At 42.9% G+C, this 14,606-nt stretch carries 13 protein-coding genes; 7 read left to right on the forward strand and 6 right to left on the reverse strand.

The genetic code is table 11. The annotated features are described in order from the left end of the window. Positions 1 to 361: 361 nt before the first annotated feature. Together HFD85_RS17880 and HFD85_RS17885 are read left to right on the forward strand one after the other, a co-directional pair. The gene (locus HFD85_RS17880; protein ID WP_167613008.1) at positions 362 to 2,656 is read left to right on the forward strand and encodes a sodium-translocating pyrophosphatase; all 2,295 of its coding nucleotides are present in this window, start codon (positions 362 to 364) and stop codon (positions 2,654 to 2,656) included. Positions 2,657 to 3,479: 823 nt separating this feature from the next. Continuing rightward, complete coding sequence (locus tag HFD85_RS17885) at positions 3,480 to 4,493, forward strand: dihydroorotate dehydrogenase-like protein (protein WP_167613010.1); 1,014 nt, start codon at positions 3,480 to 3,482, stop codon at positions 4,491 to 4,493. A 92-nt stretch (positions 4,494 to 4,585) separates the two neighbouring features. On the opposite strand, the gene HFD85_RS17890 is transcribed toward HFD85_RS17885, so the two are convergent. The 4 genes from HFD85_RS17890 to HFD85_RS17905 are packed head-to-tail and all read right to left on the reverse strand — an operon-like array spanning position 4,586 to position 8,796. Continuing rightward, positions 4,586 to 5,635, reverse strand: coding sequence for a potassium channel family protein (locus tag HFD85_RS17890; RefSeq protein WP_167613012.1), 1,050 nt, complete (start codon positions 5,633 to 5,635; stop codon positions 4,586 to 4,588). A gap of 15 nt (positions 5,636 to 5,650) precedes the next feature. Beyond that, positions 5,651 to 6,940 (reverse strand): DUF2851 family protein, encoded by a 1,290-nt coding sequence (locus HFD85_RS17895; protein WP_206082018.1) that lies wholly within the window; start codon positions 6,938 to 6,940, stop codon positions 5,651 to 5,653. Between the two features lie 56 nt (positions 6,941 to 6,996). Then, positions 6,997 to 7,530, reverse strand: coding sequence for an RNA methyltransferase (locus HFD85_RS17900; RefSeq protein WP_167613014.1), 534 nt, complete (start codon positions 7,528 to 7,530; stop codon positions 6,997 to 6,999). 6 nt (positions 7,531 to 7,536) lie between these two features. Continuing rightward, a complete protein-coding gene (locus HFD85_RS17905; protein ID WP_167613016.1) occupies positions 7,537 to 8,796 on the reverse strand; it encodes an arginine deiminase in 1,260 nt (419 codons plus the stop codon). Between the two features lie 125 nt (positions 8,797 to 8,921). Between HFD85_RS17905 and HFD85_RS17910 the strand changes: the two genes are divergently transcribed. From HFD85_RS17910 to HFD85_RS17920, 3 genes are read left to right on the forward strand one after another with little or no spacing between them, the layout of a single operon-like run. Further along, complete coding sequence (locus tag HFD85_RS17910; protein WP_167613018.1) at positions 8,922 to 9,506, forward strand: DUF4294 domain-containing protein; 585 nt, start codon at positions 8,922 to 8,924, stop codon at positions 9,504 to 9,506. After that, on the forward strand, positions 9,506 to 10,072 hold the full coding sequence (thpR, locus tag HFD85_RS17915) for an RNA 2',3'-cyclic phosphodiesterase (RefSeq protein ID WP_240925079.1): 567 nt from the start codon (positions 9,506 to 9,508) through the stop codon (positions 10,070 to 10,072). Before HFD85_RS17910 ends, thpR begins: the two co-directional genes overlap by 1 nt. After that, positions 10,069 to 10,386: an antibiotic biosynthesis monooxygenase family protein gene (locus HFD85_RS17920; RefSeq protein ID WP_167613022.1), complete on the forward strand. Its 318-nt coding sequence runs from the start codon at positions 10,069 to 10,071 to the stop codon at positions 10,384 to 10,386. The genes thpR and HFD85_RS17920 overlap by 4 nt, the downstream gene beginning before the upstream one ends. Positions 10,387 to 10,566: 180 nt before the next feature. Here HFD85_RS17920 and HFD85_RS17925 read toward each other — a convergent pair whose 3' ends face one another. Further along, positions 10,567 to 11,988, reverse strand: coding sequence for a sugar transferase (locus HFD85_RS17925; RefSeq protein ID WP_167613024.1), 1,422 nt, complete (start codon positions 11,986 to 11,988; stop codon positions 10,567 to 10,569). Positions 11,989 to 12,195: 207 nt separating this feature from the next. After that, positions 12,196 to 13,056 carry a Gfo/Idh/MocA family oxidoreductase gene (locus HFD85_RS17930; RefSeq protein ID WP_167613026.1) on the reverse strand — a complete coding sequence of 287 codons (861 nt, stop codon included), beginning with the start codon at positions 13,054 to 13,056 and terminating at the stop codon, positions 12,196 to 12,198. A 161-nt stretch (positions 13,057 to 13,217) separates the two neighbouring features. Between HFD85_RS17930 and HFD85_RS17935 the strand changes: the two genes are divergently transcribed. Beyond that, positions 13,218 to 13,871, forward strand: coding sequence for a protein-L-isoaspartate(D-aspartate) O-methyltransferase (locus HFD85_RS17935; RefSeq protein WP_167613028.1), 654 nt, complete (start codon positions 13,218 to 13,220; stop codon positions 13,869 to 13,871). 2 nt (positions 13,872 to 13,873) lie between these two features. Then, positions 13,874 to 14,512 (forward strand): MBL fold metallo-hydrolase, encoded by a 639-nt coding sequence (locus tag HFD85_RS17940; protein ID WP_167613030.1) that lies wholly within the window; start codon positions 13,874 to 13,876, stop codon positions 14,510 to 14,512. The last annotated feature ends 94 nt before the right edge of the window (positions 14,513 to 14,606 follow it).

A 14,606-nucleotide genomic window follows, 5' to 3' on the forward strand; every position in this document is an offset into this window, starting at 1 on the left:
AAGCCCCGGTAAAGCGCCTGTGAAACCCGGCAACAAACCGGCAACTACAACGTACAGCCCGTAGCACGCCTAATAATCAGAAGTAACCCGGAGAAACTGCAAATTTGCCCCCGGCACCCCGAAGTTTAAAGCCTATAATTTAGACCCAATTTATATAAGGCTGCATATCTCAATAAACTGAGTGTGGGTGTGTTAACAAATGCACAAAGTGTTGTGAAATAGGTCGGGCAGATTATTGTAATTCAGCAATAAATTTATCTTTGTTTACTCGAAGAATTTTAAACCGAAACGAAACCAGAGAGAAATATTAAATTCAATAAATCTAAACCGTAACTGAGGTTACACTAAAATTCAACATCTTATGAGCAGTATTTTTATTATAGTGCCAATTGCCTCGATTCTGGCGTTGGTGTTTGCCTGGATTTTCTTCAAATCGATGATGAAAAATTCGGAAGGTACTGACCGCATGAAAGAGATTGCGCAATACGTTCGCGATGGTGCAATGGCTTATCTGAAACGCCAGTACAAAGTAGTTGGAATCGTGTTTGTGGTTCTGTTTATACTACTGGCCATTATGGCATTTTTTAAAGTTCAAAACCCGTTTGTTCCGATCGCATTTATTACCGGAGGTTTCTTCTCTGGTTTGTGTGGTTACCTCGGAATGAAAACCGCAACCTTTGCATCGGCACGTACCGCACACGGTGCTTCGCAGTCGTTAAACAAAGGCTTGCAGGTAGCTTTCCGTAGTGGTGCCGTGATGGGAATGGTAGTTGTTGGTTTTGCACTTCTCGATATTGCAGCCTGGTACCTGTTTTTGAGCGAGGTAGTTTTTACACCCGCTCACATGGTAAACGGAGTTCATTTCCTTGGGCTCGATTTTGTGCATGCGGGAACAACTGAGGCTCAAAAACTGGTTGAAATTACTACAACCATGTTAACCTTTGGTATGGGTGCTTCTACCCAGGCTTTGTTTGCACGTGTTGGTGGTGGTATTTATACCAAAGCTGCCGACGTTGGTGCCGACCTTGTTGGTAAAGTTGAAGCCGGTATTCCTGAAGACGATCCGCGTAACCCTGCTACCATTGCCGATAACGTAGGTGATAACGTAGGTGATGTGGCTGGTATGGGTGCCGACCTTTACGAATCGTATGCAGGTTCAATCCTGGCAACTGCTGCTTTGGGTGCTGCACTTCCGGCGATTGCGTTGGAGAAAACAGGCATTAATGCGGTTCAGGCCGTTACTGCCCCGATGATTGTGGCTGCACTCGGTATTATACTTTCGATTGTTGGTATTTACATGGTTCGTACCAAAGAATCGGCTACACAAAAGAACTTGCTGAATGCCCTGCTTCTGGGAACCGGAGGTAGCTCGGTACTTATTCTTCTGGCCCTGGTAGGTCTTGCTTTCGCAGGATGGATTACCTGGGGTGTTTTTGGTGCTGTTGTTATTGGTTTGGCTGCCGGTGTAATCATTGGTCAGGCAACCGAATATTATACTTCTGATGAATACGGCCCAACAAAAGGGATTGCCAATCAGGCACAACAAGGCCCTGCAACAACCATCATCGACGGTATTGCTGTGGGTATGAGTTCAACCTGGATTCCGGTAGTAACCATCGTTTTGGGTATTATGGGTGCTTTTTGGGCAGCCGGTGGTGCCAACGAATTTGCAATGGGTGTTTACGGAATTGGATTTGCCGCTGTAGGTATGTTATCTACTTTGGGTATTACGTTGGCAACCGATGCTTTTGGACCGATTGCCGACAACGCAGGTGGTAACGCCGAAATGTCGGAACTAGATCCTGAAGTTCGCGAACGTACCGATGCTTTGGATATGCTTGGAAATACCACTGCTGCAACCGGAAAAGGTTTTGCCATTGGTTCGGCTGCACTTACTGCTATGGCGCTTATTTCGGCTTATATGGAAGAAGTTCGTCTGTGGTTTGGTAAAATTGCCAAAGGTGGCGAAGGCTTTATCACCAAAGGCGAATACATTTTTTATAACGATGTGGCTCCGGCCGTTCACGACGGAATGAAGGCGGTGAAAATTTCTACGGCTTCTGTTAAAGACCTTGCCGCTTCGTACGATATTACACTCTTTAACCCATTGTTCCTTGGTGGTTTGTTCCTTGGATCGATGATGGCCTTTTTGTTTAGTGCTTTAACAATGAAAGCAGTGGGCCGTGCAGCCGGTGCTATGGTTGATGAGGTTCGTCGTCAGTTCCGCGAGATCAAAGGTATCCTGGAAGGTACAGGTACACCTGAATATGCAAAATGTGTTGAAATTTCAACAAAAGGTGCACAGCGCGAAATGTTGCTGCCTTCGTTGGTAGCGATTATCGTTCCTATTGTAGTTGGTGCATCAATGGGCGTTGCAGGTGTTATTGGTCTGTTGGCCGGTGGATTAACTGCAGGTTTCACCCTGGCTGTTTTTATGAACAACGCCGGAGGAGCATGGGACAACGCGAAGAAATACATTGAAAAAGGAAACTTTGGCGGTAAAGGCAGCGAAGCACACAAAGCAGGTGTGGTTGGCGATACCGTTGGCGATCCTTTCAAAGATACTTCCGGCCCATCGTTAAACATCCTTATCAAACTGATGACCATGGTGTCGGTTGTAATGGCCGGTTTAACCGTTACATTGAGTTTGCTTTAGACTCCCCGGTCCCCTAAAGGGGATGGAGACAAACATATTTTTGAAAAGACCATCTGTCGTGAGGCAGGTGGTTTTTTTATGAGAGACTTGTCGAATGCAACAATGGATCGGATCATTCATCTAACAGGATGAAAAATAAAAGTCAGGAGAGAATACCACCTCCCGCCCCGAATGTTCGGGGTCGTTCTGCCCGGGGCTGAATGATTAAGGACTTTCAGCCCTACAATTGGCAAAACTTGCTTTTGAGATTTTAAAAAAAGCACTGAAAGTGCGTTGTATTTTAGCCCAGGCCAAAGTAATTCAAAGAATTACGGCGGCCTGGGTTAAAATAGCATGATGTACCTCGTCCGGCGAAGAAGGCTGATCGAAGCTGAACAATTGTTCCGGACGAAAATGGAGCAGAACCTCCCAAAGATGTGTATAAAGGGTAGCCTTCCAGGAGGGGTACCCCAAAGTTTCGGGGTGGGGTGGTGTAGTGTTTTATAATATGTTAATTCTGCTAAAGGTAACAAAGCGAAGTAAGCTCAATTCATAACCGAGCGCGATTAAAGAAGATTCTTTCGCTCCTCCGTCGACTGACGGATACACTCAGAATGACAAATGGTTCCCGAATCATGGGCAGGCAGGGGAATGTTGGGGGGCACAACCGCCCAACATTCCCCTGCCTGCTTGTCCCTCACAAACCTTGTCATTCCGAGCAGAGCGAGGAAACTTTAACAACCAATGTGGAAACTAATGTTAGATTTTATTTTCATTCTTGAACAAAAAACTCTAATTTCAGTTAAACTAGAAGAAAATCATAATCACTAAAAAACAATACACTATGGCAAATCTATCAACAACCTACATGGGAGTTCAGTTAAAGAACCCACTCATCCTTGGAGCCAGCAACCTGGTTTCGAAACCCGACGTTATTAAGCAAATCGAAGAAGCCGGAATCGGCGCAATTGTTTACCGTTCGCTATTCGAAGAACAAATTCAACTCGAGAATTTGCAGATGGACGAAATGCTTTCGGAATATGAAAACCGCAATGCCGAAATGACAAGTCTTTTTCCCGGACTGGAACATGCCGGGCCAAAAGAACATTTATACAATGTGGAGAAACTGGTGAAAAGTGTTGATGTACCGGTTTTTGCCAGCCTTAATGCCATTTACGAACCCACCTGGGTAGAATATGCAAAAGAGCTCGAAAAAACAGGAGTTGCAGGTTTGGAATTGAACCTCTATGCTGTTCCCGGTTATTTCGAAGTTACAGGTGAGTCGATCGAGGAAAAACAAGTTCAGATTGTTAAGGCGGTGAAAAAAGCCGTAAAAATTCCGGTGAGTGTGAAGATGAGTTTGTTTTACACCAATCCACTGAATTTTATTAAAAAGATAGATGAAGCCGGTGCCGATGCCTACGTTTTGTTCAACCGCTTCTTTCAGCCTGAAATCGATATTGAAAAAGAAGAGTACCACTATCCGTGGGAATTGAGCAACCCGAAAGACCATATGGTAGGCTTGCGTTTTGCCGGCTTGCTGCATGGTAACCTGGAAGGCAGCATTTGTATCAGTCGTGGGATTTACGATGCCAACGATGTTGTTAAAATGATCCTTGCCGGAGCCGATGTGGTGCAGATGGTAAGCACCATTTACCGCAATTCGCCTTCTGTTATTTCCGATATCCTGATGGATTTGAATAAATGGATGGACGACAAAGGCTACAAATCACTGGACGATTTCAGAGGCAAGCTTTCGCGCAAAAACATGAAAGATCCGTTTGCCTACCAGCGTGCCCAATACGTTGACATTCTGATGCACTCGGAAAGTATTTTTAAGAAATATCCAATGGTATAATCGAAGATTACTGAAAATTATAAAAAAGGCTGTCAATTTAATTTGACAGCCTTTTCTATTTCTGCTAAAGGTGGATGAAAACACCCGGTCTTTTACGAATCCGATTCCATTACTTCCTTAAGTTTCGAAACCTGTTCGCGATTACCCAGCACAAACAACTGGTCGTTTCGCGAGAGGATCATTTGCGGATCGGGATTAAAAACATAACGGGCGCCACTGATTTTGATCCCCACGATATTGGCACCTGTTTTTTCGCGCACTTTCAGTTCTCCGATCGATTTGCCAACAAAACGCTGAGCCAGGCTTTTGCACGAAACTTCTTCGAGGCTCACATCATTGGTTTTTTGTAACAGAATGTATTCGATAAATTCTACAACATCGGGCTGATGCACAAGTTTGGCCATGCGTTGTCCGCCAATGCGTTCGGGCATAATAACGTTGGTGGCGCCGGCACGCTTCAGTTTCATCTGACTTTCGAGCTCCGAAGCACGGCTGATTACCGTCAGCCCCGGATTCATACTGCGTGCAGTAAGTACCACAAAAACGTTATCAGCGTCGTTGGGAGTAGTGGCAATAAGTGCCCGGGCACGGTTCACACCGGCCTGTTCCAGCACATCTTCGTGCGTTGCATCGCCTTTAATGTAAAGGAGGTTTGGATTCTCACGCACACGCGAAATTACATTATCACGCTTGTCGAGAATCACAAATTCAACACCGTTTTCCTGCAGTTCCATCGCGGCCTGTTCGCCATTTCTGCCGTAACCTACAATGATTACGTGGTCTTTTAGTTTTTCAATTTTTTTGTCCACCCTGTACGTTTTTATGTAATTCGCCAATTCTCCGTCAAAAACAAATCGTGCCATGTTTGCACCAACATACGCCAAACTTCCTAAGCTGGTTATTATCAATCCAATCGTAAACCACTTTCCGTTGTCGCTAAGCGGGTGATCCACTTCCCTGAATCCAACCGTTGCAATGGTAATCACGGTCATGTAAATACTGTCGAGAAAGTTTAGGTTTTCGATGAAGTGGTAACCAGAGGTTCCAATGGCCAGGATGGAAACCAGCAACCCGATACCCACTTTTAGGGTTCGGCTCGATGCTTCCTGAAATTTATTGAAATGCTGGCCAGTTGTGTTCATAGTTTTTATTTGTTTTTACGAAGTAAGCAACTTTGCACCTATTTGGCAATTTAAGCATTTTTTTGTTTCACAGTAATTGTTTTTAAGCTGAAGTAAAGCCTGTGATTCGAAGGCCGAACGTGCATGAATCCCAAGTCCGGACCATTTTTCAATAATCGAATTCTTTTCAGCCGGAAGCTGTTCCAGAAAATCAAGAGCACGGTTTTTTAAGGCCGTTTTATTTTGTCGTTCGCCATAAACAAAGAGGAACGGAATAACCACATTGATAATCAGTAGCTGAGCCGAAGTGTTGCCCACTTCCTTGGTTACTTTTCTTTTTGAAGATTTGTTGAAATTGTAGTGCGTATCCCAGTAATCCGAAGCTTTTACTTTGAACAACCCCAACAGTGTTTTAAGATTGTCGACTTCCAGTATTTTTGAGAATAGTGCTTCCGAACCGTGAACAATGGCAGCCAGTTGCGCAATTCGCACGGTTGGAAAATTTACCGGCCGCAGGCGCAGGAATTTCCACAGGTGACCTTCAATAGGCTTCAGTTTGTATTTTTTATACAGAAAGGAATACTCTTCGCGAAGGCGGATGTAATAATCGTCGCCCAAAAGCTGAATATTTAGTAGGCCTGAGTTTCCAAACATCAAGGCTTCAAGCTGAAACTGGTTGTTTTTGTGTTTGGCAAGAATGCTAATTGGTAACGATTTGGCCAGTAACTCAAATGGCAGGGCATTCACTTTAAAACCCAGATAACGGGCCAGCACCTGGTAAAAAGTTTCATTCCAGTCGTTGTTGTTTTGTTCCAGCTTACTTAGTATTTCCCCGGTTTTACTTTCCAGTCGATCAATCATTAAACGGTTGAAACCGAGTTGCAACAGAACAGGATCGATTTTATGAAACTGGTCTTCACAGGGAATCCACGTTTGTGCATTGAGCAGATGTTGATAGTTGGCCGCGAGTTTTTCAGGATATTCAATTTGCAGTGTAGGAATTGGGTTACCATCAGTCCTGCTTACTCCCGTATCCAGCACTTCAACTACATGCAGAATGACATTGTCGTAAGCTTTATCTTTCTGATGACCGTGTTTTTGCCAGTCTGAAGCTTTTTGATGAATCTCGATGTTGCCGGCCCAGATTGTTTCCCCGATCTTCACTTTGGCGTTAAAAAAGTCGGGACCTGCGTCAATGTTACGTTTCCCCTGATCGATAATCACCAGTTTCTCGCCGGAGTCGGTTTTTAAATCTGCGGAATGGAATAACCTGTTCTCCCAGATGTAATGCAGAAACTCTTCGGGCATGTTAAATGGGGCATTCATAAAGTTTGATTTTCAATAAAAATAAGGAATTTTATTGAATTGAAAGAGGGTCAAATCTACACCTGCCTCAGCTTCTGAAAAATATCCCACAATACAATGCCGGCACTTACCGAAATATTAAAGGAATGCTTGGTGCCGTATTGCGGAATTTCAATGCTTCCATCACAAAGGTTTACTACTGATTGCTTAACACCTTTCACTTCGTTGCCAAAAACCAGTGCAACTTTTTCATCGGTTTCAGGCTGAAAATCGGGGAGCATAATGCTGTTGTGCACCTGCTCGATGGCGTACACTTTAAAGCCCTCATTTTGGAGTTTAGTAACCACTTCTTCGGTATGTTCGAAATATTCCCAGGCAACCGATTTTTCGGCGTCGAGTGCGGTTTTCCTGATTTCATTATTGGGTGGTGTAGCTGTAATGCCACACAAGTAGATCTTTTCAATCAACAAAGCGTCCGAAGTTCGGAATACCGAGCCGATATTATTGCAACTCCTGATATTATCCAGCACAACAACGAGGGGAGTTTTCTCTGTTTGTTTGAATTCTTCTACCGATAAACGGTTAAGTTCTATATTTCGTAGTTTTCGCATCGTTTCTTACCAGTTTACTTTAGCACGTCGAATCGGCTGTGTCATACAACGTGCACCGCCACCGCCGCGTGCCAGTTCCGATCCGGCAATGGTTATAACACATTTTTTGTAATCATCGGGCGATACTTTACCCGATATTACATCGGCTGCTGTCAGCACATCATAACCATTTTTATTAAGTTCTTCAATGGTGTGCACATTGCGTTTGTAGCCGATTATTTTGCCCGGCTCAAATGCCATGAAATTGGCGCCGCTGTGCCATTGTTCGCGTTCCTGTACCCACGGATCGCCATTACCGCCGCAGTAAATCGGTTTTAAATCCATTCCCAGTTTTTTTAGTGCAGCCGGAATATTCGGATGTTCTTCAATGCGACTTACTTCTCCGTTTTCAATTTCAAGATGAATTGTTCGGAAACGGCTCATACCGTAAATTACCGGGGCGTAAACCATGCATTCGTTGGTATTCAGGAACGTAAAAACCATATCGAGATGGATAAACGATTCAGGCGATTCGGGTAATTCCTGGACAATAATATGGTGTATTTCTTTTTTCAGTTGTTTGATGTTCTCGATGATAAAATCGATGCCCTGTGTGCTGGTTCGAATACCGGTTCCGATCACAAACACATCTTCTCGGCCAATTTGTACATCACCTCCTTCAATTGTTGATTTTGGATTTAACATGATGCCACGATTTGGTTTCGCAGGATTCAGAATCTGCGTATCGATTTCATGATGGTAGCGAAATATGGCATTCATGATCACCGACTCGCGTTCACGGACCGGATTGGCCATTTTGCCAACCAGCATGTGTTCGTTCATTCCCATCGCCGAATCGCGGGTAAAAAACAGGTTGTGCAGCGGCCGCAGCAAAAAGCGTTCGTTGCTCAGGTAATTGGTGAGGTTGTTTTTTTGCAGGGCAACACCCTCAACTAAAACATTGCTGAGTATATTCTCTGGCAAACCAAAGAGGTCGTCAGGTTGATCTACTTTTTCAATGGCACAAATTTCCTTCAGAAGTTCTTCTTTTACGCTTTCTGTTTTCAGGATATCATTCAGCAGTAATTTTACCTCGAAAACTTTCGATACTTTCCCCAAAACACCTTTCAACTGTTCGTACTCGGTTGAAGCGATCGACAAATTCAGAATGTCACTGTACAAGGCACGTTCCGCATTTTCCGGAGTCATATTTTCTACTTCCGAACCGGGAGTATGAATGATCACACCTTCCAGTTTTCCTATTTCCGATTGAACACAAGTCTTCATTTAACGTAGTTTATTTGAACGCTGTTCGTAGTTGAGCAAAAGCAAAGATATAAACTTTGAATGGCTATAATTGGATAAACAATTAAACGTTTTACATTTACGTATATGTTTAAAAAAAGGTGGTTTTGAGAAGAGGAGTATTCATATTTGTTCTGATGTTTTGGTTTATGGCAGTCGAAGCACAGGAGCGCGATACAACCGACATCCATATGGGAATTGTTCAGGATGGAGACACCTTGATATTTAAAAACATCAAGGAAGTAGTGGTTTTTCCCGAACGCGAATTCAAAAACAACAGGCAGTATCGCCGGTATACCCGTTATGTACAAAAGGTGAAAAAGGTATATCCTTTAGCGGTGGAGGCCCGTGAATTATTAAAAAAATACGAGCCACAGTACTATGCTTTGGAAGACCAGAAAGACAGGAGAAAGCTGATGAAGCAGCTGGAAAAAGAACTGCTTGACGAACACATGGACGAGCTTAAAAAATGGTCAATTTCAGATGGGCGTATCTTATTGAAGCTGATCAACCGCGAAACGGAACGTACGCCCTACGCTTTGATCAAAGATTTCAGAGGTGGTTTTAGTGCCACCTTCTGGCAAACTATGGCCAAAATTTTCAAGAACGACCTGAAAGCCGGATACGATCCGGAGGAAGAGGATAAGGTCTTGGAAGAAATTGTGACCTTAATTGAACTCGGCTACCTGTGATGCGAAACGAAATCAGAACATTTATAGCCATTAAAATTAATCCCGATCAAAAGTTGCTGGATCAGTTCAGAGTTTTTAAAAGGCTGTTTAATGCTGAACATATCAACTGGGTGCCCGAAGACAATTTTCACTTAACGCTGCGTTTTATCGGAAACACTACGCGCGAACAACTTTATAGTTTGGTCGATCGGCTGGAAGAAGTGGCAAACGATACCTCAAAATTCAGTTTTAAAATTCGAGGCGCCGGTTATTTTAAAAGCAAAGGCAATCCACATGTGCTTTTTGTTAGAATCACCAAAGAAGAAGCCATGTCGCAACTGGCAGGAAAAGTGGAGGACATTGTGACTTCCATTGGTTTTCTTCCCGAATTGAAACCTTTCAGACCGCATTTAACTTTAGGGCGCATAAAATTTCTTGAGAACCGAAATCGCTTTATGTCCGTTATCGACGAGTTACCCGATAAAGAATACCAGCAGGTTGAAGTTTCGGAGTTTATTCTTTATCAGAGTATTTTACGTCCGGAAGGTCCTGTTTACAAACCGATTCAAACATTCAAGTTACAATGATCGCAAAAACGCCAAAACCGCCTTATTTCGCCGTAATTTTTACTTCTGTTCGAACGGAAGGAGATAATGGCTATCAGGCAATGTCAGAAAAAATGCTGGAACTGGCTAACATTCAACCCGGTTTTCTGGGTGTTGAAAGTGCACGGAATGAGATTGGCATTACCGTTTCTTACTGGGAGTCGCTGGAGGCCATCAAAGCCTGGAAATCGAACATCGACCATTTGGAAGCTCAGAAACTGGGAAAGGAAAAATGGTATGAAGTTTACAAAGTAAGAATTGCAAAAGTTGAGCGAGACTATGGATTGAAGGACTGATGGATTGAAGGATTGAGGGACTGAAGGATTTTAAGAATAATGCATAAATGCGTAAATGCGGGAATGCTTTAATTACACTAGCTAAACTGCCAGATTGAGAAATTGCCAAAATTCAAACTCCCGGAACAAAACTGCCAACTGCATATTGCAAATTGCCAACTTGAACACTAAACTCTAAACTCACTTCCCGTTTCCTTTTATACTCACCAGAACCGTATAAATAAGAATTTTAAAATCGATGTAGAGCGAAATGTTTTTCAGGTACATCATATCGTAAGGGAGGCGTTCGAGCATCTCGTCAAGGTTTGAGGCATAACCGTATTTTACCTGTCCCCACGAAGTAATCCCCGGACGTAGTTTGTGCAGGTGGGTGTAATGTGGCGCTTTCTCAACTATTTTTTTAATGTAATATTCTCGCTCCGGACGTGGTCCAACCAGCGACATTTCACCGATCAATACATTGTAAAACTGCGGAATTTCGTCGAGGTGCGTTTTGCGCAGGAATCGTCCGATCGGAGTAATGCGCTCATCGTCATCCGACGAAAGTGCTGGTTTCCCATTTTCGGCGCCGTGCACCATACTCCTCAGTTTGATGATGTTAAAGGGTTTGCCATAACGCCCAACTCTTTCCTGCTTGTAGAAAACAGGTCCTTTTGATGTTGCTTTAATGATTATGGCCAAAACGATAAATACCGGTAAAAAAATGGCCATGGCAATCAGCGAAAACACCACATCGAGCAGGCGCTTTGTATTTTCCTGCCAGGCTGGCATTAGTCCGTTACTGATTTTAATAAGCGGACTGCCGTATATGGAATTGAATTTTACCGTTCCCGAAAGGAAATCATACAGATCGGGGATGCCCCAAATGGTTACCTGCCGGTTTTCGATTACGGTGAGAATATTACTTGCTTTCTCGTGTTCATGCGTTTCAATGGCCAGAATAACTTCTTCGATATTGTTCTTTTCAAGGATCTCCAGAATGGTGTCCAGTTCCCCCAGTTTGGGCAAAAACTCGCCCAACGGATCTTCAGTTTTGTTCTCGACAGAAACATAACCCACGAATTTATTTCCGGCCGGTCGAACCTGGCTTTCCATTTCATGAAACAGCTTTAGCGCTTTTTCGTTACTCCCGATTATCAGGGTGTTAAAACCTATTTTTCGCTGGTGGATCAGACTTGTGGTGCGGGCTGTTAGAACAAGCCTGAAGAAATAGGTTAACGAAAAATGCACACCGAACAAAACCAGTGCCGACTGGTAATAGTTTTTATACGATTGAATCCAGTCGTCGAGGATAAATACGAAGAACAACACTACAACACCGACCAGCGAGGTAGCAAAGGTTTGCCCCAGTTCAAGCAGACGCGAACGGCGGTAAATGTTCTTGTAAAATCCGGTAATATAATAAAAAAGAATCCAGAATATTGGGATGATCAGCAGTGCAAGGTAGAACTGCTTCGTGAATTCGAACGGCACATTCCAACCATTGAAATACTGCGGCTCAATCACTTCTTTACGATAAATGAAAAGAATGGTCCAGGAGAGGGCGGCTGCTAAAAAATCGAAAAACAAGTATTTGCCAACTTGCCACTTTTTATTCATCATGAAGGATTAAGTCAGGTTCTGTCGTACGCAATTCACGTTAAGAACGATTTCCCTGAAATTTTATTGCGGCAAAAATAGGTTTTTACAACGATTTATTCCGATGAAACAATCGCGATTTTTAAAGCCGGAAACCGCACATTTTTGCGTGGTGTCGTTTTGCTCTGAATAAGAGTTGATTATGGTGTTTTTCTGCAAAAACAACCTGAACTAGTACGATGAGAACAGTGTAAGCTTCTTATTAATTTTTTGAACCAAATGCATAGCGATCAGGTAATCCTCCAGGCTGCTGGTTTTCTCGCTTTTGTGTTCAACGGTATCCAGAAAACTCACAAACTCATCAATGTTTTTGTAAGGCTTGGTATCGATAGCTTTATTGTCGCAAACAAAAGTATTTTGAGTAAAATTGAACGTAACAAACTGGTTGTCGGCATAAATTCTGATCTTGAAATCGTTGAGCGATTCCAGCTTTCCAAAATTCAGACTGATCACCGATCCGTCGCTGAATTCGAGTCGCACATTCGAAAATTTAGAGTTATTGTAACCCGGAAAAGTAACCGCACCAATTTTTTTTGGGCTGATACCGGTAATTCCAAGCAACATTAGCAACATGGTATACAATGATTCGCTGGCAGTTCCGGCTTCAAAATTCGAATATTCGATAAATGCCGGTGTTTGAATGTTGGCATTCATCCACTGAATAGCCGGTGTAAAATAATACGGATTGGTTACCTGCACAATCGATCCCGACTCGTTGCAAAGTTTGGTCAGTTCGGTGCATTCGTCGATCGTTAAGTTTGGATGCTCTGTGCAAAAAATGTGTTTCGATTTCCGAATGATCTCCTGCATCATTTTAAACGGGAGGGGTGTTGAGTTGTCCATTAAAATCACATCGGCACGTTCAATCAATTCAACTTTGTTGAACTCGGGAATGGAATAATGAAAACTATTCAGTTGATTACTGCTTCCCACAGAAGCTTTACCAATAAGATTTACCCGCGTGTTTTCTTTTAAACGAAGTGCATGTGGTTCCAGAATCTTAGTGTTTCCTATTAAGCCGACACTGATCATTTGCATGGTATTTATGAGTTATCACTACAAATGTAGTTTTCGGCAATATAAAATAATTGCAAATAAAGATTTACTTATTAACGTTAAATGTTAATATTGAAAGCTGTTAACGATGCCATACCACGATTCAATTCGATTATTTTTGCTGATATTTAATTTCCATGGATAATAATGACACACTGCGGCACCAAGGGCTGCGAAAACGCCTTGTTGATGGTTTGAAAATCAAGGGAGTACGCGACGATCGTGTACTTGCTGCCATTGGCAAGGTACCTCGTCATTTGTTCATGGACAGTGGTTTCATTAATTTCGCCTACAAGGACCAGGCTTTTCCGATCGGAGCCGGACAGACGATTTCTCAGCCTTATACGGTGGCTTGTCAGACTCAGCTTTTGCAAATTGAAAAGAACGAAAAGGTTCTCGAGGTGGGAACAGGATCGGGTTATCAGGCTGCAGTGTTGCTCGAAATGGGAGCTAAAGTTTTTACCATCGAACGGCAAAAGGAATTGTATGCCAAAGTGCACAAATTTCTTCCATCAATAGGTTATTCCCCGGCCTGCTTTTTTGGAGATGGTTACAACGGCCTGCCTAATTTCGCACCTTTCGATAAAATAATCGTAACAGCCGGTGCATCGTCCATTCCTATAGAACTTAAAAACCAGCTGAAAATTGGTGGCCGCATGGTAATTCCGGTGGGCGACAACAATAAGCAGGAAATGTATGTTGTAACCCGTGTAGATGAAAACGAGTTTAAAACCGAGAAACACGGAAGGTTTCTTTTTGTTCCGATGTTAAAAGGAACAGTAAACAGTTGATTATGATTACAGTCGAAAAATTCATGGTAAATCCGCTGGGCGAAAATTCGTATATACTTTCCGACGAAAGTGGTGAGTGTATCTTTATAGATCCGGGATTTTATTACGAAGAAGAGTACAACGAAGTACGAACATACATTGACGAGAATAAGCTGAAACCGGTGAAGATTACCAACACGCATTGTCACTTCGATCATATTATGGGCGTTGAGTTTATCCGGAAAGAATACAACGTGCCGTTTTATGGCCACGCCGAAGATGCTTTTTTGATCGAACGATCGATGTCGCAAGCTCAAATGTTTGGGATGGAGATGGGAACAGTTGGCCCACTCGACCACTTGCTGAACGAAGGCGAAACGATTCAGTTTGGAAACAGCGAACTGGAAATTATTCATGTCCCCGGGCATTCTCCCGGTCATTTGGTTTTTTATTCGCCCAATGACAAATTTATTATTGCCGGCGATGTATTGTTTTACGGAAGTATTGGCCGCACTGATCTTCCGGGAGGAGATTACAATACCCTGATTTCAGGAATAAAAAACAAACTGTTTCAATTGCCCGACGATACAAAAGTTTACAGCGGACACGGACCTGAAACGACACTTGGTTTTGAAAAAAGCTCAAATCCGTTTCTAACGTAATAATTTCGTTGCACTTATTGGTTTAAAATCATTTTTTCATTTGAACACTGTTCATATACTTGCACAAAATTTAATCATCAAAATTAAAAAGCTA

Origin of the sequence: Maribellus sediminis (genome assembly GCF_011799805.1) — a bacterium.
GTDB lineage: Bacteria > Bacteroidota > Bacteroidia > Bacteroidales > Prolixibacteraceae > Draconibacterium > Draconibacterium sediminis_A.